This window comes from Larkinella insperata, from assembly GCF_026248825.1.
In the GTDB taxonomy this organism is placed as follows: domain Bacteria; phylum Bacteroidota; class Bacteroidia; order Cytophagales; family Spirosomataceae; genus Larkinella; species Larkinella insperata.
On record NZ_CP110973.1, the window covers coordinates 448,606 to 467,142 of the forward strand.

Sequence of the window (18,537 nt, forward strand, 5' to 3'; positions counted from 1 at the left end):
GATTGATTCGTTCAGACGGGTTTTTCCTCTGCCCCCGGCCGCCCCTGCTCGTCGGAACTCAGGTGGCGGATTACCCGGCAAGGATTCCCGGCGGCAAACACATCCGACGGAATATCCCGCGTCACGACGCTACCCGCTCCAATAATGGTCCGGTCGCCGATGGTGACGCCCGGACAAATGACGGCACTGCCCCCCACCCAGACATCCTCCCCGATCACAATCGGTTTGGCAAACTCCAGCCCCGACGCCCGCACCTGCCAGTCGGTCGGGTGGGTTGCGGTGTAAATCTGGACGTTTGGTCCGAACAGGGTCCGGCTGCCGATGGTCACGTACGTCACATCCAGCACGATGCAGTTGAAATTGAAAAAGACCCTTTCCCCGGCGATGATGTTGCTGCCGTAATCGCAGTAAAAGGGCGGTTGTAACCACAACCCTTCCCCCGCCTGCGGAATGAGTTCCTTCAGGATGCGGGCCCGTTCGTCCGGCTGATCTTCCGGGCAGGCATTCAGTTCCTGAATCAACAGGCGGGTGCGAACCCGTTCTTCGGCCAGTTGCGGATCCACGGCATCGTACAACTCGCCGGCCAGCATTTTTTCTTTTTCCGTTTTCATCCAATAAGGGAAAGTAGCAATACGGTATGAACCGGGGAACGCGGGTCACGGTTTTACGAAATTTCCGGGTATGCCATTAGGTTGCGGTTCAAATGCGCTTTATTGACGAAATACGTCATGAAATGATGCCGAAGAAAACCGTTCTGATCACCGGAAGCACCAGCGGAATCGGACTGGCCCTGGCCCGCGCCTTTGCCCGCGAAGGGTATAACCTGATTTTTAACGGGCTCGAACCGGATGGTGACCAGATTGCCGCCACGGTAGCCCGGGAACACCGCATCGAGCATGTTTTCGACGGGGCCAATATGCTGAATCCTCAGGCCCTGCGGGCTATGATCGGACGGGCGCAGGAGCGGTTTGGTACGATTGACGTGCTAATTAACAACGCCGGAATTCAGCATGTGTCGCCGGTCGAGACGTTTCCGGAGGAAAAATGGGACGCCATTATCGGCATCAACCTGACGGCGGCTTTCCACCTGACGAAAGCCGTCTGGCCCGCCATGAAGGAGCAGCGGTTTGGCCGCATCATCAACATCGCGTCGGCCCACGGCCTGGTGGCTTCGGCGTACAAAAGCGCCTACGTGGCCGCCAAACACGGTCTGGTGGGTTTCACCAAAACCGTGGCCCTGGAAGGTGCACCCCACGGCATTACCGCCAACGCCATCTGCCCCGGTTACGTCCGGACACCGCTGGTCGAAAAACAGATTGCCGACCAGGCCCGAACGCACCAGATTCCCGAGCAGGATGTGGTTGAAAAAGTAATCCTGACCAAACAGGCTATCAAGGATTTTATTTCGCCCGAATCCATTGCGGCACTCTGCCTGTTTCTGGCTTCCGACGGGGCGGCTACGCTCACCGGCGCAGCCCTGCCCATCGACGGGGGCTGGTCGGCTCAGTAACCCAATCAAACCCAGCGTTTGTCTACAAAGTAAGTAGAACTAGTAGCCCATTCTTTTTTTGAAGAAATAGGTTTCTTACTTTTACCGCTCCTTGTCCCAGCCGAATTATGTCTAAACGCATCGTCACCCTCCTTTTACTGCTTGCCCTGTCGCCCCTTGCAATCGCCCAGAACCGCCCGAATGCAACGGCCCAGCGACCCAACATCATCTTTATTCTGGCCGATGACCTGGGCTACGGCGACATTGGCGTCAACGGCCAGAAGCTGATCAAAACCCCGAACATCGACCGGTTGGCGGCTGAGGGAATGCGGTTTACGCAATTTTACGCGGGCACCTCGGTTTGCGCCCCTTCGCGGTCGGCGCTCATGACGGGCCAGCACACGGGTCACACCTACATCCGGGGCAACAAAAGCGTGGAGCCGGAGGGCCAGCAACCCATCGCCGACTCGGTCGTTACGATGGGCGAAATTCTGCAAAAAGCGGGTTACACAACGGCGGCTTTCGGCAAGTGGGGGCTGGGGCCGGTCGGGTCGGAAGGAGACCCGAACAAGCAGGGGTTCGACCGGTTTTACGGCTACAACTGCCAGAGTCTGGCCCACCGCTATTACCCCAACCACCTCTGGAACAACAGCGAAAAAATCGTTTTAAAGGAAAACGAAAATCTGACCCGGCAGAAGCAGTATGCACCCGATCTGATTCAGCAGCAGGCCCTGAATTTTGTGCAATCCAGCGACGCGCAAAAGCCGTTTTTCCTGTTTTTACCCTACATCCTGCCCCACGCTGAACTGCTGGTTCCCAACGACAGCATTTTCCAGTATTACAAAGGCCAGTTTGCGGAGAAGCCGTTCAAGGGGGCTGACTATGGCCCCGACGCCAAGGATGGCGGCTACGCATCGCAGGAATTTCCGCATGCCACCTTCGCGGCTATGGTAACGCGGCTCGACCTGTACGTCGGGCAGATTCTGGCGGCTCTGAAAGCCAAAGGGCTGGACCAGAACACGCTTATAATTTTTTCCAGCGACAACGGTCCGCACCTGGAAGGGGGCGCCGATCCGAAATTTTTCAACAGCGGGGGCGGGTTTCGCGGGTTTAAACGCGACCTCTACGAAGGCGGTATCCGCGAACCAATGATTGCCCGCTGGCCCGGAACCATCAAGGCCGGCACCCAGAACGATTACGTTGGCGCCTTCTGGGATTTACTGCCCACCTTTGCCGAACTGGCCGGTACGAAAGCCCCCGCTCCCGTCGACGGCATTTCGTTTGTGCCGGCGCTGACTGGCAAAGGCAAGCAACCAAAACACGATTTCCTTTACTGGGAATTTCACGAGCAGGGCGGGAAGCAGGCCGTGCGGCAGGGCAACTGGAAAGCCGTGCGGCTCAACGCAGCCGCCAATCCGGGCGGTGCTGTCGAGTTGTATGACCTGGCGAAAGACCCGACCGAAACAACCAACCTGGCCGCGAAAAATCCGGCCAAGGCTCAGGAACTGGGTCGTCTGATGAACCAGTCGCACGTAGCGTCGGCCCTGTTTCCGTTCGGGAGTGAGAAGAACTGACCGGTTTCGCCCAATCCGTTTCGCGTAGGTTTTGTTCCGGCCCTCGTAGTTTCGGTCCGTTTCGGCCCCTTACCTTTGTACCGAACAACCAATACGATGCTACGATGAACGTTAAACACTTCCTGCTGGCGGGCTGGGCTTTTCTGGCTGCGCTGACCTCCTGCAAACACGAACCTTCCAAGATTGAACCCGTTGAAAAACCGCCGGCTGAAGAAAGTAAGCCGTTTCCCATTGGCAAACCTACCGGCGTCCTGAAAACGTTTGCGGTTGGCCCGGCCGGGGGCGAGTTGAACGACCTGGACAATGGCCTTAAACTAACAGTTCCAGCGGGGGCGCTGAAAACCGAAACCGTTATTTCCGTGCAAACGGTCGAAAGCACCTGTCCGGCGAGGGTTGGAAAAAGCGTACGGTTACTGCCCCACGATGTTGAATTTGCCAAACCCGTTACGATCGAGTTTTCGTATGCGGCCTTCAAAGATTCCCTGGCTTCGACCAAGGCACTGAGTCTGGCGTATCAGGACGAAAAAGGCGTCTGGAGCCTGATGATGAACCGGGCCGTCAACCAAAAGACGCAGACCGTTCGGGTGGCAACGACCCACTTTAGCGACTGGAGCCTTGCCACGGCGGTTCGTCTGTTGCCTTTTTCGGTGACGTTGTCGGAAAAACAGGAACAGAAGTTTCAGCTCATTCAGTACGTCAAGATTAATTCATACGAAGAGTTTGCTACTACCCTGGAAACGGATGAAGAACTGGCTCCGCTGGTTCAGCCGGAAGTAAAGGTGATTTACGAAGGTCAGCCCCTAAATCCTGCCTACGCCAAAGAAGGCGCCTGGCAACTGCATAGCGTCGACCCAGACGCTGAGGAAGGGGAAATTCACCCGCAAACCAACCAGTCATACGCGCTTTACAAAGCGCCGGCCTTTATCCCCCAACCGCAAAACGTCGGTGTTTCGGTCGGCTTCAACGTCAGAAAAGGAAAAGTCATATTCGTTGCCAACGTGATGCTGATGCCGAAAAATTCGCTGGTCTATCGAATTGGCAACGGTCCCTGGAAAACTATTCACGATACGTTTGTGGTCCGGCAGAAAGGCGAGTATGCGCTGGGTGGATTTGATGCCGTTAGCGACATCAGTGTTGCCATCATTTGGACGGGGGAAGTTGGCACCTACCGCTGGTCGATGGTCGATCAGCCCAAAAATGCGACGACTTTTGGCCTCAATGACATGAAAGGAAATAATCATTACGAAGCTCGATACTGGAAGGAAAAAGAAGGATTTCTCAACAGTGGAGGTTCACTGACCATCACGAAGGTTGGAAAAGTTACCGAAACCGTCAGCGGCAAATTTACCGTCTCGCCCACGGGCCTCGGAAAAATCGGGGTGCCCAACGGCATGATCGGGCCCGCCATCGAGGGCTATTTTACGGTCACCCGAATGCCGGACGTTCAGTAAACCAAACCAGCGGGCGTTTTCTTCTGCGGAGAGAAACGCCCCACTTTTTATTATTCCGGCCAAATTTCACCCAGCGGATTGGCACCGCTCACTGCGGTGCTGATCAGGACGATAAACCCAGCTTCCGGGCTTCCTGGTTGGAGATGCGTCTCAGCCGGGCAAACGCATCTTTACGGCCTTTCACCGATGCATCATCGAAGCGTTTGAAGGTGACCCAGTCGACATAAGCCCGGTTGGATTCCGGGTCCAGAAAACCACCATACTCAAGCTGATGACGATCCAGTTCGGCAACGTAAAAGACGGTGAGGGTAATCGCCGGTTCCGTTTTGGAGTAGAAAGTCCAGGTGAGTTTCATGGCCTTTGATTCGTTTTACAACGATACGAATTTTTCATCGTATGCGATACCGTGTTCGGCCAGTAACGCTTTGCATTCGTCCGTAAACGGAATTTTCTGATGATGCCGTTTTTGCTTTTTAATGTATCGGATAACGGTATCGCGCTCCCGAATTGACTACGTAAAAGCGCTGTAGCCAACGGCCCACCCTTCAAAATCAGGAAACAATCCACTTTGTTTCATCCAGATCGAACTGCCGGCTTTGACGTCTTTGACCAGATTGGCGAGGGCAACGGCCGGGTGCAGGTCGCAGAGGATATGAACGTGATCTCCGACGCCGTTGATGCGGAACAAGCGGCAGTTCTTATTTTCTAGGACGCCCCAGATGTACCGGTACAACGCTTCGTTGGTGGTTGGCTTGCGGTATTTGGTTCCAAACACGATTTGGTAGAGGATTTGCCAGTACGCCATAGCATAAGGTGGTTTGATGCATTGTCTAGAACGTTTGTCTCACTGGCCTGGTCACTTTTTGACATCGTGTGTCCACGGGGCTGGTCAACGACGACACCAGGAACCGTTGGTTAACGATTACTTTCTCGCTATTTTTAGTCCCGTCGTTCACCCTGAGCCATTCGCCCGTGAGAAAAATACCGTTCCTATTCCTTCTGTCTTTTTTGCTTTTCTTCCATACCGGTTTTGCCCAAAAAACCGCTTCGCCTGTTACTACGGCTAAATGGCCCAACAACCTTCCGTGGTGGAAACCGAATAACCTGCGCGTTATCCAGACCAACCTTCCTGCCTACGAGGCCGCCACGCTAAACCCGGATTCGCTGCTGCAAGACCTGCTGGACTGCTCGGCCAACACCCTGCTGATCAACGCGGGCGGCATCATGGCCTTCTACCCGACTCAGCTTGATTTTCAGTACACCAACCCGTACATGAAACCCAACACGCTGGCCGAGGTCATCCGGAAATGCCACCAGCACGGCATTCGGGTCATCGTCCGGTTTGACTTTAGCCGGGTACACGAAAGCATTTTCAAAGCCCACCCCGACTGGTGTTACATTTCCCCCAAAGGTGAGCGCATCATCAACACCGATATGTATGTGGTGTCCATCAACGCGCCTTACGTGCAGGACCGGGCGTTTAAGATTATCGGGGAGGTGATCGACCAATTTCCGGTCGACGGAATTTTCCTGAACATGCCCGGCTACCAGGTCAACAATCCTTACGAGGGGAAATACCACGGAATCGACCAGAACGAGTACGACAAAAAAGCCTTCGCGGCTTACAGCAACGGCCTGGCGCTGCCGACCGCCGAAAACAAAGCCGATCCGGTGTTTCAGAAGTACTTGGCCTTCAAGAAAGCAACCGTGGAAGACTGGTCGAAACGGCTGCACGAACTCGTAAAATCCAAAAACAGTCAGATCGCCATCTGCACCTACATGGACAAATACGTGGACATTATCCGGCACGAGTCGCAGTCGAACACCAGCCTTCCCTACTGGCCGTATACGGCATCCGACAACGTGGGAAATGCCGTCAACTCTTTTCCCGACCACGTCATCAGCAACGCCAGCATCCAGCAGATTTCGTTCCAGTCGCGCTACAACGCCGTGGAACCGGAGGAAGTCGGCATTCGGCTGTACGAGAATATCGCCAACGGTTCGGGTCTGGATATCAGCCTGATGGGCGATCTGCGCGGCTACGAAGACGAGCGCAACTTTGGGGTGGTAAAAAAGATCTACGCCCACCACAAAAAGTATGAACCGTATTTTGGCAAGTATAAATCGGTTGCCAAAGTTGCCGTCGTGGCGCCGGGGGCCTGGCCCAGTGGCGAACCCATGCAGGAATACCGCGGCATTCAACTCATGCTGAAAGAAGCGCACATTCCGTTCGACATCATCGAAGACGCCCAACTGGCCAACCAGGCCGAAAAAGTTAAATCGTACCAACTCCTGATTCTGCCGGAAATCACCTACCTGAGCGCCGACGCCATCCGGACGCTGAAAGAAGCGAGTCAGCAGGGCACCAACCTGATTGCCACCAACCGCACGCTGTTCGACAGCCCCGAAACCTTGCTGGAACTATTTGGTGCCAAAATCGTCAACAAAGATCATGACGGCGCCGGTTTTTACCTGAATCCGGATCAGAAAACCGTTTTTAAACGGTTTCAAAAGCAGAAAATGCTGTTCTGGAAATTCAATCTGGGCCTGTACGACCTGAAGGGCGCCGACCAGACGTTTTTGCCCGTTCTGGCGAAGGGCCGTCCGGGTCCGCCCGAAATCATCGGTGGTCACGATCCAACGGGCTATTTCGCGATGGGCGTTAAAAACCACCCGAAGAGCAAAGCCGTCATCCTGCCGGTCAACCTGGGTCGGCTGTACTACATGCACGGCTACGAACAGCACAAAAACATTCTGCTGGATGCCATCGATTCCGTTTTTCCGGAAGCGACCCACCTGGTAACCACCAATGCCCCGGAGCGCGTTGAAGTGATTTTGCAGGAATACACCCGGAACGTTCCGGCCAACCTGACCAAGAAAACCACCGACGGCCAGATTCTGCACCTGGTCAACCTGACGGGTTTCAGCGGGAACACCTACTTCGAACCGCTGCCGGTGTACGACCTGACCTTCCGCGTCAAATCCGCCTTCAAACCGTCAAAAGTCTTTTCAATGGTAACCGAAAAACCGATCCCGTTTACCTGGAAAGACGGTTTTGTGGAGTTTAAGCTCGGAAAACTGGGTGCGTTTGAGGGCCTGGTAATGGACAAATAACCCTTCCGAACTCCACCGGGGACCTTACGTTTTCCTTCGTTCTTCCGCGTGGGCGTCGGCCAGGTAAAAGCCGTACATGCTGATTCCGGCAATGACCACCGCCAGGATGCTGGTGATTGAAAGCTTATAGGGGTGCATTTTCCCGGCTTCGTCGGTACGGCCCCAGTCGTCCGGGATAAAATCCAGAAACTGGCGTAGGCCCCCGTACAGCAAAATCGTCAGCACCATGAAAATCAGAAAGCGATGAAACAGGCCCGACCGCATTTTCTTGACGATAGGCAGTTTTTCGTTTAGCCACGTTCCGGTGAGCAGTTTCCAGCCAAAGTCAAGGTAGTGCACAACAAAGCAAATGATTCCGTACAAAATCAGAATGGCAAGAACTATGTACAGCACCGTACGCCCGGTTTCCAGCATCTTTCCTCGTTAATTTAAATTCGTCATTAGCGCTCAAATTTATCGCTTTCGGGCGAAAAGCTACTGACATAGGGCTGTCACCCGGTCGCGTTTACTTTGCATAGTAAACAAACCCCAACAACTATGTCACCGATCGAAACGCTTTTGAAGGAAATGGATCAGGAAGCTCAAACCACCCGGAAGATGCTGAGCCGCGTTCCGGACGACCAATTCGACTGGCAGCCCCACCCCAAAAGCATGACCGTCCGCTCGCTGGCAACGCACATTGCCGAACTGCCCTCGTGGGTCACGCTGACCCTGACCACCGACGAGCTGGACTTTGCTACCTCGCCGTACCAACCCGTCCAGATCAACGATACCAACCAATTGCTGGATTACTTTGAACGTTCGCTGGCCGACGGGAAAACGCATCTTGAAAAAGCCACGGAAGAGCAACTGGAAGGGCGCTGGGTGCTTCGCGACGGCAATGCCATTTTCAGCGATACCTCGAAGGGAGAAATGATCCGGATTTCGTACAGCCAGATTGTCCACCACCGCGCCCAGCTTGGCGTTTACCTCCGCCTGCTGAACATCCCCATTCCGGGCAGTTACGGCCCCAGTGCTGATGAACAATAAGGATTAAAAAGTGAAGACAAGGAAACAATAAACGAGATGAGACAAGGGGCAAAAGAAGTTACTGCATACCGGAGGATTGTCGCGTCGGTTTCATTGTTCCCTTGTCTCTGCTCACTTTTCGCTATTCTGCTGCCCCATCAATATCCCGTTAGGCTCAGGTCTTCGGTATCGATCATCTCCACCCGTTTGCCCATTTTTTTCTGGATGATTTTAAAATGGTGTTCGTCGTCGGGCGTAATCAGGGAAATGGCTTCGCCTTCGGCTTCGGCGCGGCCCGTGCGGCCAATCCGGTGTACGTAATCTTTGGGCGAACGCGGCAGTTCGAAATTGACCACGTAGGGCAGCAACTGGATGTCGATCCCCCTTGAGATCAGGTCCGTTGCGACCATTACCGGCAGCGATCCGGCTTTGAACTTCCGCAGCGTTTCGGTGCGGGCGCCCTGGCTTTTATCGCCGTGGATGGCCTCGGCCTGGATCCCGTTCTTGCGGAGTTTCCCCACCACATTGTCCGCCGTCCGGGTAGACGAAACAAACACCAGCACCTGCTTCATTTTCTTTTCCTTGATCAGATACCGCAGCAACGGCCCTTTGCGTTCGGGGTCGATGCGGTAAGCGACCTGCTTGATCTGATCCAGGTTTTGCGGTTCCTCGGCGATTTCAATCTTGATCGGATTGTGCAGAACATGATCCCGAATTTCCTGAATGGAATCTTTCAGCGTGGCCGAAAAGAGCAGCGTCTGCCGTTTTTTGGGCAGCATTTCGAAAATCTGGTTCATCTCGTCGGCAAAGCCCAGTTCCAGCATTTTATCCGCTTCGTCGAGCACCAGCACTTCCACATCCCACAGATGCAGGGCGTTGGAAGCCACTAGGTCCAGCAAACGCCCCGGCGTAGCCACCACCACTTCGGCATCGCGCACGCCAATCATCTGCGGGTTGATCGACACCCCGCCGTAAACGGCCAGCGTTTTTATTTTTCGGGGCAGGTACGTTCCCAACGCCTGAAAAACTTCGGCGACCTGAACGGCCAGTTCGCGGGTCGGCGCCAGCACCAGGGCTTTGACACTCCGGTTAATCGTGGTTTTCCGGCGCTGCAACCGGTCCAGAATCGGCAGGACGAAGCTGGCGGTTTTGCCTGATCCGGTTTTGGCGATTCCCAGCACATCGTGGCCTTTCAGAATCACCGGAATGGCTTCCTGCTGAATCGGGTACGGGTTGATGTACTGCTGGGCCTCAATGGCTTTCAGCAGGGGTTCGGCTAAATTCAGAGAAGAAAAAGACATACTTGTAATCATCAGTTGTTCTTCCGCGTTTTTTTGATCGGCTTACCGTATTTTTTCATCATTTCCTTGGCGTGGTCCCGGCGGACGTTCACCTTCTTGTTTTTCTCGGCTTTTTCGTGAAAAGCCCCGCCAAACGTCTCACTTCTGTGGATCTTCTCGACGGCGTTTTTCATGGTAACCCGCGGCTTCTCCTCGTCGATCAGCTCGTCCGAAATTTCAAGCCCTTTCGGCAACGCCAGCATCGGAATTTCGTAATTCATCAGGGCTTCTATGGCCGCCTGCCGCTCTTTCTGCGATTCGGTCACAAACGCGATGGCAATCCCGTTTTTGTCGGCCCGACCCGTACGGCCAATCCGGTGGATGTAGTTTTCCGGCGTTTCGGGCAGATCGAAATTGACCACGTGCGATACCTCGGCGATGTCCAGCCCGCGGGCAATGATGTCGGTCGCGATCAGAATCCGGTACGTGCCGTCCTGAAACTGCCGGACGGCGTTGAACCGGTAATTCTGTTCTTTGTTGGAGTGAATCACACCGACCCGGTCCGGAAACTCCTTGATCAGTTCGTCGTAGAGGTGATTGGCCAGTTCTTTCGTGGCCACAAATACCAGCACCCGGTTCATCTCGTCATCGCGGAACAGCAGAGCCTCCAGCAGGTTGACTTTCGTGTAAAAATTCGGCACTTCGTAGGCCGACTGCTGAATGTTTTCCAGGGGCGTTCCGACCGGCGCGGCTTCCACCCGGGCCGGGTTGTTGAAATACGTCTGGATCAGTGTTTCCACCTCCTCGGTCAGCGTGGCCGAAAACAGCAGGTTCTGGCGCTTGGCCGGCAACAAATCCAGAATGGTTTCGAGCTGCGTCCGGAATCCAAGGTTCAGCATTTCATCCACCTCATCGATCACCAGCCGCTTGACGCTTTTCGTTTTCAGCAATCCCTTGATCGACAGGTCAATCAACCGGCCGGGCGTCGACACCAGCACGTCCATGCCTTTTTCCACTTCGGCAATCTGCGGTTTGATATTCACCCCGCCGTACAGCCCCACGACCGTCAGACTCAGGTATTTGCTCAACTGCTGCACCGCTTCCACCACCTGCACCACCAGCTCGCGCGTTGGCACGATGATCAGCAGTTGCGGAGAACGATCCTTCGAAAACTGGAATTGCCGCAGACTCGGTAACAGGTACGCAAACGTTTTCCCCGTTCCGGTTTGGGCAATACCGCACACATCCTTGCCCGACATCACCACCGAAAACACCTTCTGCTGAATGGGCGTGGGGGTGGTATAGCCTCCATCCGCCAGGGCGTTCAGGAGCGGTTTATTTAAATTTAAGTCCTCAAATATCATATCCGTAAACAATGCAGGTCATTTTGTTCTTTACAAGGAAAGCTGCCTACAACGTTCCATCGACCCGCATGAAAACGCAAAATTACGAAAACCACGTTCGATATTACCCTCCCCATCATTTTGTATTTTATCCGGTTGTGCTGCTTTTGCTCGGCGTCAGTATCTATTTCACCCTGAACGACAAAGAGCATTCGGCGCTGTGGCTCTTTCTTGCACTTTTGGTGGCGGTCGTCACCGGACTGGCGCTGATGCTCCGACAACACTACGCCCTCAACAACCAGAACCGCCTTGTGCGGCTGGAAATGCGGTTTCGGTATTACGTCCTGACGCACCAACGGCTTGAACTTTTGGAAGACCGGCTTTCCTTCGGCCAGCTTGCCGCCCTCCGGTTTGCCTCCGATGCCGAACTGCCGGGTTTGGTGCAGCGCGCGCTGGCCGAGAATTTAAATCCGGACCAAATCAAGAAATCAATTACCCACTGGCAACCGGACCACATGCGGGTGTAAATTCCGTTTCATGAAATCCCTCCTTCACACCCTGGCCGGTACCTGGTTTATCTGTTCCACCAACTTTCCCATGTGGCTGAAGGGCGACAAAACGCACCCGACCTTTACCTACACGGTTGTTCAGAAAGACAACGACATCGTTTTGCTGGATGAAGTCCGCTACCTGAAAAACGGCAGCTCCAAAACCCTCATCGGCTACGATTATCCCGACAAAACCGACCCGATGGGATTTGTCTGGCGCGGGAAAGGATTTTTGAGGATCGCCAAAAGCAACTGGAAAGTGGCCCTGCTGGACCCGGCCGGTCAGTGGGCGGTAATCTGGTTCTCCAAAACCCTGTTTACCCCGGAGGGCGTCGACATCATCAGCCGTACGGCCAAGTTATCTCCCGAAACGCTCCGCTACATCCATGCGCTGATGGAAAAAGACCCTCTGTTGAAGAAACAGCTACCCACCCTGAAAGCGCTTTGATTTTCAAGGCTCCCCTGCTTTTTTCGGTCCGAATAACAACCGGCCCCGCTGGTTGGATGACTATCATTAAATCGGCCGGACGAGATCACTTTTATTGTATCCAATTCCAGAAAAATCCTATTTTTGCTCTACCATACGGTTTGACCCCGTAAATCCCATCTCTATCATCTGAATACGGGCCGGAAGAATGATCCGACGGTTCGGACCTGCGCAGTAAAAAAGGCTCTTCCGCGCCTTATGATCGTATATTTTTAGAAACTAAAACTGAATGAACCCAACCTTTACGACCTTTTCGGGCCGGTTGCTGCTGACTGCCCAACGGTATTTTCTTTGCCTGCTGCTCGCCGGACTGCTATACGGTCTTACCCTGCCCTCCGCCCAGGCGCAGGAAAGTAAGCTGAAAGTGAAAGGCAAAGCCCTCGATGCGCAGTCCAACGCGCCCCTTATTTACGCCAGCATTCGGCTTTTCAAACAAACCGACAGCTCGTTTGTGGCGGGGGCTATCACCACAGAAACCGGTGATTTTTCGGTTGATGCCGCAGCCGGAAATTACTACGCCGTGCTGGAATTCATCGGGTATAAATCGCTGAAGAAGCCCGGCATCCGCCTGAGCCGCGAAAATTCCCCGCTTGACCTAGGCACCATCAAACTCGCGGCTTCGGCCAGCACGCTGGCCGAGGTGGTGGTGCAGGGCGAAAAAAGCACGATGGAATTTTCGCTGGACAAACGCATTTTCAACGTCGGCAAAGACCTCGCCAACGCGGGCGGAACCGCCGTGGATATTCTGAGCAACGTGCCGTCGGTGGCTGTGGACGTAGAGGGCAACGTCAGCCTGCGGGGCAGCAGCAGCGTCCGGATTCTGATCGACGGAAAGCCGTCGGGGCTGGTCAGCTTCAAGGGCGGCAGCGGGTTGCAGCAGTTGCAGGGCAGCATGATCGAACGCATTGAGGTCATTACCAACCCGTCGGCCCGCTACGAAGCGGAAGGCATGGGTGGAGTGATCAACATCGTTCTGAAAAAAGAGCGGAAAGAAGGTTTTAACGGTTCGTTTGACGTGATTCTGGGCAATCCGGCCAATTACGGGCTGGCGGCCAACGTCAACTACCGGCGCAAAAACCTGAATTTCTTCGTCAACTACACGGCTTCGTACCGCAACACGCCGGGCCGGAGTTCGCAGTATCAGGAAGTGTACCGCAACGACTCGACGTTTCTGACGCAGCAAAATTCGACGAGCAAACTGAAAGGCCAGAACAACAACGCCCGCGCCGGAATTGACTATTTTTTCAACGACAAAAATGTCCTGACGGGTTCGTACACCTGGCGCATCAGCAAGGGAAAACGGTTTACGGATATTCGTTACCTGGATTTTCTAAATAGCCTAAGCAATCCGCTGAGTACCACCTACCGCACGCAGGATGAAACCGAAACCGAACCGAACTCAGAATATGCCCTCACTTACAAACGGTCGTTTAAACGCCAGGGCCACGAACTAACCGCCGACGTGCGGTTTCTGGACAACTGGGAAAAATCCGACCAGTATTTCAGCCAGCGGACGGTGTTGCCCAGCGGCCAGCCTTCTTCCATCCCGAACAGCCTGCAACGGTCGGTCAACGACGAAACCGAAAAGCAGCTTCTGGTACAGATCGACTACATTCAGCCTTTTGCCAAAGACGGAAAATTCGAAGCCGGTTTGCGAAGCAGCTTCCGGGACATGACCAACGACTACTGGGTTCGTGAGCAAACGCCGGAAGGCGGCTGGGTTCCGCTGCCGGGCCTGACCAACGACTTTCTCTACGAAGAAAACATCAACGCCCTGTACGGTATTATTGGCAACAAAACCCGTAAATTATCGTACCAGGCCGGTTTACGGGCCGAGTGGACGGACGTAACCACCACGCTCCGGCAAACCAACGACGTTAATCCGCGCAGCTACGCCAACCTGTTCCCGAGCGTCCACGTCACCTACGACCTGCCGCGCCAGAACGCCCTGCAGGTGAGCTACAGCCGCCGGGTCCGCCGGCCCACGTACAACGACCTAAGCCCGTTTTCGACTTTTAGTGACAACCGGAACTTCTGGAGCGGCAACCCCGACCTGAACCCCGAATTTACGGACGCTTTCGAGGTTGGTCACATCAAGTACTTTCCGAAAGGCTCCATTGGTTCGTCGCTGTATTACCGGTATACCACCGGCAAAATCGTGCGGATTCGTCGGGTCGACGCCAACGGTTTTGCCAACACGCGCCCCGAAAACCTGGCTACAGAAGATTCTTACGGAGCCGAATTCACAACTTCCTATTCCTTTTTCAAGTGGTGGAAATTGGATGGCAGCGTCAACTTTTTCCGGGCCATCATCAACGGCGACAATCTCGACACCGACTTCCAGAGCGATACGTATAGCTGGTTTGTGCGGGCCAACAACCGGGTAACCGTCTGGAAAAACACCGATTTGCAGTTCCGGGGTAATTACGAAGCGCCCCAGCTAACCCCCCAGGGCCGTCGCAAAGCCATTGCCACCCTGGATTTTGCCGCCAGCAAAGACATTATGAAGGGCAACGCCACGCTGACACTCAACGTGCTCGACGTGTTCAACTCGCGCCGGTTCCGCTCGATCACCGAAGGCGGCAATTTTTACACTGAAAACAACTCGCAGGGCCGACTCCGGCAAGTGAACCTGACGTTCAATTACCGTCTGCGGCAGGCCAAGAAGAAAACCAAAGACGTGGGCGAAGGCGATTATTAGTCGCACGGTTTATGACTCCACCCGGACTCACGCGGTGTTATCAGCCAGAAAGCGCAGGGGCTGTCGGCACCGCTGAAACGTAGCGGAAGAAGATGGAACGGTATCCAGCCGAAAGTCCAGAGAAGACCTGGGCTGGCGTCCTGCTTTCCGGTTAATATCAAATTGCAGTTCTGAAAAACCGGCAGCGATTCCGTCAAAAGTTCGTTTCCGGTTTTTTCAGGTCCAGTTCTTTGATCCAGATATTGCGGTACAGAACATCGTGCCCTTCAGCCTGGAGTTTCAGTCCTCCCGGTGTGTCCGTAATGCCCTTGCCACCGTCGTTTCCCCCGTCGATGCCGGAATTGGCCCCGCCCCAAACCTGGTTGATCGGCTGATTGGTATGAACTTTTTTGCCGTTGAAGTACATCGTCAGCATGGCTTTCTCGGTGCGCTTGCCATTCTCGAATCGGGCCGCCCGAAACACGATGTCGTACGAATTCCACTGACCAACACCGTTGTAGGCATGGTACGGCGAAGGCGTTTCGTTGATCACCGCTGCCATACCGTGCGAAGTGGTATCACCGTCGAGCACCTGAATTTCGTAGCGATTTTGCAGGTAAACACCGCTGTTGCCGCCCGGTTTGGTAATGTAAAATTCGACGTGCAGCCGGAAGTCCCGGAACGCTTGCTTGGTCACAATGTCGGCGGTGCCGTATTTACCACCGGCTGCCGATGGGTCGTTGCTGTTCAGAACCGTTCCACGGCCCGCCGGATCCTTTTCAATCGTCCATTTGATGGGCAGCGTAGCCGCAAAGCGCGGCCCTTCCCAGTAGGTCCACTTCGAGTCGAGCATCTGCCGCGATCCGTCAAACAGCACCTCGGCCCCTTTCGGCGCTTTTGTGCCTACCCCTACCTGCGCACTCACCGTCGGAATGCCGCCCAGCGTAAAGAGCGCCAGCAATAAAACATGGAAAAGCAGAGGAAAAGCAGGGGTCGAACGTTTCATCAGGAACCGGGTTTAGTTGTAAATGCCGTAAGGTCGACTAAAGATAAGCGGCTTTCCCCTAAAGTGCTCATTGGATCTTTCGAAATCTCCGAGTAACTTACAACTACCTGTGCGTGAGCGCAACAACGGTCTTCCCGGTTTTGCGACCGCTCACCTAGTTTACTAAACCCGCATCCTTCATGAACGAAAATCCCTTTACCGTCTCCCGGCGGAAGTTTCTGCTGGCGGCTGCCGCAACCGCCCTGGCTCCACCCCTGGCCCTGAAGGCGTCAAAGCGAAAACTCGGCCCCGGCGACAAACTCAACCATGCCTGCATCGGCGTAGGCGGCATGGGCGGGGTTGATTTGCAGAATTTTGCCAAGCACCCCAACGTCAACATCGTGGCCCTGTGCGACGTGGACGAAATCCGGCTGAAAAGAGCCGCCGAAGCGTTTCCGCAGGCCCGTACCTACACCGACTGGCGGGAACTGCTCGAAAAAGAAAACACCAACATCGACTCGGTCAACGTGACGGTGCCGGACCATAACCACTTCGCCATCGCCATGCAGGCCATCCGGGCGGGCAAGCACGTCTATTGCCAGAAACCGATGTGCCACGACGTGGTGGAAGTCCGGGTGCTGACCGAAGCCGCCGTCAAAGCGGGCGTTGTTACCCAACTCGGTACACAGATCGCTTCGGGCCAAGGCGACCGCACGGCCGTGCAGTGGATCAGAGAAGGCGCCATTGGGAAAGTAAAGCACGCGTACCTCTGCTCCAACCGGCCGGGGGCGGTCAAGGATTACCGGCTCGTTGGCCCGCGACCCGCCGAAGGCCAGGATCCGCCTTCTACGCTGAACTGGGACCTGTGGATCGGCACGGCCCCCCAGCGTCCGTTCGCGCCGGACATCTACCACCCCGCCAAATGGCGGGCCTGGCAGGATTTCGGAACCGGCTGGTCGGGCGACATTGGCTGCCACATTTTTGATGCCGTCTGGAAGGGGCTGGGTCTGAAAGCGCCCAAAACCGTTATCGCCGAGGTGCAGAAATCCTGGGAGGAATCCCCCGAGCGCCGGGGCGACACCTGGCCGCAGGGCGACCACATTACCTGGGAATTTCCGGGAACAAAACGAACCACCCGGACACTGACGCTGGAATGGTTCGACGGGGAATTTTATCCGCCCGAAGAAATCCGCGCGCTGTATCCGGGACCGGAATACCCCGCCGAATCGGCCATGCTGGTTGGAACGAAAGGGGCGCTGCTGATTCCGCACGGCGGGATGCCCGTGTTGCTGCCGGGCGACCAATTCAAGGAATACAAAGCGCCGGAGCTGGAAGAACGCAATCACTACCACCATTTTGTGGATGCTTGTTTAGGCGGCCCCAAAACCGAGTCGCATTTTGCGCAGTCCGGCCCCATGACCGAAGCCATTATTCTGGGTACGGTAGCCATCCGGGTGCCGGGTAAACGGCTGGAGTGGGATGCCGCCAACTTAAAAATTCCGAATCATCCCGAAGCCGAAAAATACCTCAGCCGCATCTACCGCGACGGCTGGCAGATTGCCGGACGGTAAGAAATAACCAACGGGGTAAAGATTGGGACCATGATCATCTGGCCCAGTTTTTACCCCTCTTCTGTCAAAACCGGTCGCTGATGACGGCTTTTTTGAAGTACACGGCTTTCGGGCTTTTGGCCGGAATTAGCGCCTGAATGGCCTCGGCGGTTTCGATGGGCCGGTCGGATTCCAGGATGCTGGCGCCGTCGGCAAAGATAGCGCGGTAGGCGTCGGCCCGCTCCGCCGGGGTGTTGAGTTTGTCGTAGGTGGGCGCGGCCGAAATCATGCACATCACCCCTTTTGCGTTCAGCAGTTTGTACATTTGTTTGTTTTCGGGTTTAATGTCCGGCCCGATGTAGGCAATCAGCTGCGACCACGGAATACCGGCTTTTTCGTATTCCTTCATGGCTTCCGGTGTTTTGACGAAGGCCGAAAACATGCGGCTTTTGTTGTCCTTGTAGTAATAGGCGGCTTCGGCGGCCGTGTGGACCGTCAGCATCATGAACGCGTCGGCCTGGCGTTCCCGAATGATGGCGGCAATCATCGGAAAGGGTACGTCTTTCTTGTCCAGGTTCAGAACGGTTTTGCCCCGCGCCCACTCGATGGCTTCGGCCAGCGTCGGAATGCGGTGTTCGGTTAGGTTGCCTTCGGCGTCTTTCAGTTTCAGTTTCTTCAGTTCGGCCCAAGTGTAGTCCGCCACTTTTCCGGTGCCGGTGGTGGTGCGGTCGAGGGTGGCGTCGTGCATCAAGACAATCACGCTGTCTTTGGTCAGCCGCGGGTCAATCTCGAAGAACGCCGGGGTGTGCTTCAGCGTATTTTCAAACGTCGCCAGCGAGTTTTCTGGGAAACCTTTCACCATGCCGCCCCGGTGGCCGCTGACGATGGGAACATCTTTGCCGGTCCATCGAAAAAAACTGTGCAGGTCTTTGGGCGTTTTGAGCGCCAGTACATGCAGGGGTTGCTGGGCGCGTAAAATAGTCGTGGTGAGCAGAAAGCCAAAAAAGCAGATTATTCGCAGCATAAAA

16 protein-coding genes and 1 pseudogene are annotated in these 18,537 nt (G+C 55.0%); 9 read left to right on the forward strand and 8 right to left on the reverse strand.

Features of this window, described 5'->3' with window-relative positions; translation table 11 throughout:
* Positions 1-11: 11 nt before the first annotated feature.
* Positions 12-611 (reverse strand): sugar O-acetyltransferase, encoded by a 600-nt coding sequence (locus tag OQ371_RS01660; protein WP_265991945.1) that lies wholly within the window; start codon positions 609-611, stop codon positions 12-14.
* Positions 612-733: 122 nt separating this feature from the next.
* Between OQ371_RS01660 and OQ371_RS01665 the strand changes: the two genes are divergently transcribed.
* The 3 genes from OQ371_RS01665 to OQ371_RS01675 all read left to right on the forward strand — a co-directional run bounded on the left by OQ371_RS01665 (position 734) and on the right by OQ371_RS01675 (position 4,514).
* Entirely contained in the window at positions 734-1,510 is a 777-nt protein-coding gene (locus tag OQ371_RS01665) for a 3-hydroxybutyrate dehydrogenase (protein WP_265991946.1), read from the forward strand.
* Between the two features lie 107 nt (positions 1,511-1,617).
* Positions 1,618-3,063: an arylsulfatase gene (locus tag OQ371_RS01670; RefSeq protein WP_265991947.1), complete on the forward strand. Its 1,446-nt coding sequence runs from the start codon at positions 1,618-1,620 to the stop codon at positions 3,061-3,063.
* Between the two features lie 104 nt (positions 3,064-3,167).
* A complete protein-coding gene (locus OQ371_RS01675; protein ID WP_265991948.1) occupies positions 3,168-4,514 on the forward strand; it encodes a hypothetical protein in 1,347 nt (448 codons plus the stop codon).
* 103 nt (positions 4,515-4,617) lie between these two features.
* Here the strand turns inward: OQ371_RS01675 and OQ371_RS01680 are convergent, their stop codons facing one another.
* Together OQ371_RS01680 and tnpA are read right to left on the reverse strand one after the other, a co-directional pair.
* Positions 4,618-4,869, reverse strand: a complete 252-nt coding sequence (locus OQ371_RS01680; protein WP_265991949.1) for a hypothetical protein — start codon at positions 4,867-4,869, stop codon at positions 4,618-4,620.
* Between the two features lie 15 nt (positions 4,870-4,884).
* Positions 4,885-5,319: pseudogene (tnpA, locus tag OQ371_RS01685) on the reverse strand (IS200/IS605 family transposase).
* 203 nt (positions 5,320-5,522) lie between these two features.
* On the opposite strand from tnpA, the gene OQ371_RS01690 reads away from it, so the two are divergent.
* Positions 5,523-7,628, forward strand: a complete 2,106-nt coding sequence (locus tag OQ371_RS01690; RefSeq protein WP_265991952.1) for an alpha-amylase family protein — start codon at positions 5,523-5,525, stop codon at positions 7,626-7,628.
* Positions 7,629-7,652: 24 nt separating this feature from the next.
* Here the strand turns inward: OQ371_RS01690 and OQ371_RS01695 are convergent, their stop codons facing one another.
* The gene (locus OQ371_RS01695) at positions 7,653-8,021 is read right to left on the reverse strand and encodes a hypothetical protein (protein ID WP_265991953.1); all 369 of its coding nucleotides are present in this window, start codon (positions 8,019-8,021) and stop codon (positions 7,653-7,655) included.
* A 144-nt stretch (positions 8,022-8,165) separates the two neighbouring features.
* Between OQ371_RS01695 and OQ371_RS01700 the strand changes: the two genes are divergently transcribed.
* Positions 8,166-8,657, forward strand: a complete 492-nt coding sequence (locus tag OQ371_RS01700) for a DinB family protein (protein ID WP_265991955.1) — start codon at positions 8,166-8,168, stop codon at positions 8,655-8,657.
* A gap of 137 nt (positions 8,658-8,794) precedes the next feature.
* Here OQ371_RS01700 and OQ371_RS01705 read toward each other — a convergent pair whose 3' ends face one another.
* Together OQ371_RS01705 and OQ371_RS01710 are read right to left on the reverse strand one after the other, a co-directional pair.
* Positions 8,795-9,937, reverse strand: a complete 1,143-nt coding sequence (locus tag OQ371_RS01705) for a DEAD/DEAH box helicase (protein ID WP_265991956.1) — start codon at positions 9,935-9,937, stop codon at positions 8,795-8,797.
* A gap of 11 nt (positions 9,938-9,948) precedes the next feature.
* Positions 9,949-11,280: a DEAD/DEAH box helicase gene (locus OQ371_RS01710; RefSeq protein WP_265991957.1), complete on the reverse strand. Its 1,332-nt coding sequence runs from the start codon at positions 11,278-11,280 to the stop codon at positions 9,949-9,951.
* 68 nt (positions 11,281-11,348) lie between these two features.
* On the opposite strand from OQ371_RS01710, the gene OQ371_RS01715 reads away from it, so the two are divergent.
* From OQ371_RS01715 to OQ371_RS01725, 3 genes are all read left to right on the forward strand, one after another.
* A complete protein-coding gene (locus tag OQ371_RS01715) occupies positions 11,349-11,786 on the forward strand; it encodes a DUF6526 family protein (RefSeq protein ID WP_265991959.1) in 438 nt (145 codons plus the stop codon).
* A gap of 10 nt (positions 11,787-11,796) precedes the next feature.
* Positions 11,797-12,255 (forward strand): lipocalin/fatty acid-binding family protein, encoded by a 459-nt coding sequence (locus OQ371_RS01720; protein ID WP_265991961.1) that lies wholly within the window; start codon positions 11,797-11,799, stop codon positions 12,253-12,255.
* Positions 12,256-12,523: 268 nt separating this feature from the next.
* Positions 12,524-14,995: a TonB-dependent receptor gene (locus OQ371_RS01725; RefSeq protein ID WP_265991963.1), complete on the forward strand. Its 2,472-nt coding sequence runs from the start codon at positions 12,524-12,526 to the stop codon at positions 14,993-14,995.
* 193 nt (positions 14,996-15,188) lie between these two features.
* Here the strand turns inward: OQ371_RS01725 and OQ371_RS01730 are convergent, their stop codons facing one another.
* On the reverse strand, positions 15,189-15,980 hold the full coding sequence (locus tag OQ371_RS01730) for a 3-keto-disaccharide hydrolase (RefSeq protein WP_265991964.1): 792 nt from the start codon (positions 15,978-15,980) through the stop codon (positions 15,189-15,191).
* Between the two features lie 179 nt (positions 15,981-16,159).
* On the opposite strand from OQ371_RS01730, the gene OQ371_RS01735 reads away from it, so the two are divergent.
* A complete protein-coding gene (locus tag OQ371_RS01735) occupies positions 16,160-17,530 on the forward strand; it encodes a Gfo/Idh/MocA family protein (RefSeq protein WP_265991966.1) in 1,371 nt (456 codons plus the stop codon).
* A 64-nt stretch (positions 17,531-17,594) separates the two neighbouring features.
* On the opposite strand, the gene OQ371_RS01740 is transcribed toward OQ371_RS01735, so the two are convergent.
* Entirely contained in the window at positions 17,595-18,533 is a 939-nt protein-coding gene (locus OQ371_RS01740) for a glycerophosphodiester phosphodiesterase family protein (RefSeq protein WP_265991967.1), read from the reverse strand.
* Positions 18,534-18,537 lie beyond the last annotated feature (4 nt).

Excerpts from the sequence above, each read along its gene's own strand:
- OQ371_RS01740 (WP_265991967.1), bottom strand. The coding sequence starts at position 18,533 with ATGCTGCGAATAATCTGCTTTTTTGGCTTTCTGCTCACCACGACTATT.
- OQ371_RS01675 (WP_265991948.1), top strand. The coding sequence starts at position 3,168 with ATGAACGTTAAACACTTCCTGCTGGCGGGCTGGGCTTTTCTGGCTGCG.
- OQ371_RS01735 (WP_265991966.1), top strand. The coding sequence starts at position 16,160 with ATGAACGAAAATCCCTTTACCGTCTCCCGGCGGAAGTTTCTGCTGGCG.
- OQ371_RS01680 (WP_265991949.1), bottom strand. The coding sequence starts at position 4,869 with ATGAAACTCACCTGGACTTTCTACTCCAAAACGGAACCGGCGATTACC.
- OQ371_RS01660 (WP_265991945.1), bottom strand. The coding sequence starts at position 611 with ATGAAAACGGAAAAAGAAAAAATGCTGGCCGGCGAGTTGTACGATGCC.
- OQ371_RS01725 (WP_265991963.1), top strand. The coding sequence starts at position 12,524 with ATGAACCCAACCTTTACGACCTTTTCGGGCCGGTTGCTGCTGACTGCC.
- OQ371_RS01715 (WP_265991959.1), top strand. The coding sequence starts at position 11,349 with ATGAAAACGCAAAATTACGAAAACCACGTTCGATATTACCCTCCCCAT.
- OQ371_RS01670 (WP_265991947.1), top strand. The coding sequence starts at position 1,618 with ATGTCTAAACGCATCGTCACCCTCCTTTTACTGCTTGCCCTGTCGCCC.
- OQ371_RS01705 (WP_265991956.1), bottom strand. The coding sequence starts at position 9,937 with ATGTCTTTTTCTTCTCTGAATTTAGCCGAACCCCTGCTGAAAGCCATT.
- OQ371_RS01730 (WP_265991964.1), bottom strand. The coding sequence starts at position 15,980 with ATGAAACGTTCGACCCCTGCTTTTCCTCTGCTTTTCCATGTTTTATTG.
- OQ371_RS01700 (WP_265991955.1), top strand. The coding sequence starts at position 8,166 with ATGTCACCGATCGAAACGCTTTTGAAGGAAATGGATCAGGAAGCTCAA.
- OQ371_RS01665 (WP_265991946.1), top strand. The coding sequence starts at position 734 with ATGATGCCGAAGAAAACCGTTCTGATCACCGGAAGCACCAGCGGAATC.
- OQ371_RS01710 (WP_265991957.1), bottom strand. The coding sequence starts at position 11,280 with ATGATATTTGAGGACTTAAATTTAAATAAACCGCTCCTGAACGCCCTG.
- OQ371_RS01720 (WP_265991961.1), top strand. The coding sequence starts at position 11,797 with ATGAAATCCCTCCTTCACACCCTGGCCGGTACCTGGTTTATCTGTTCC.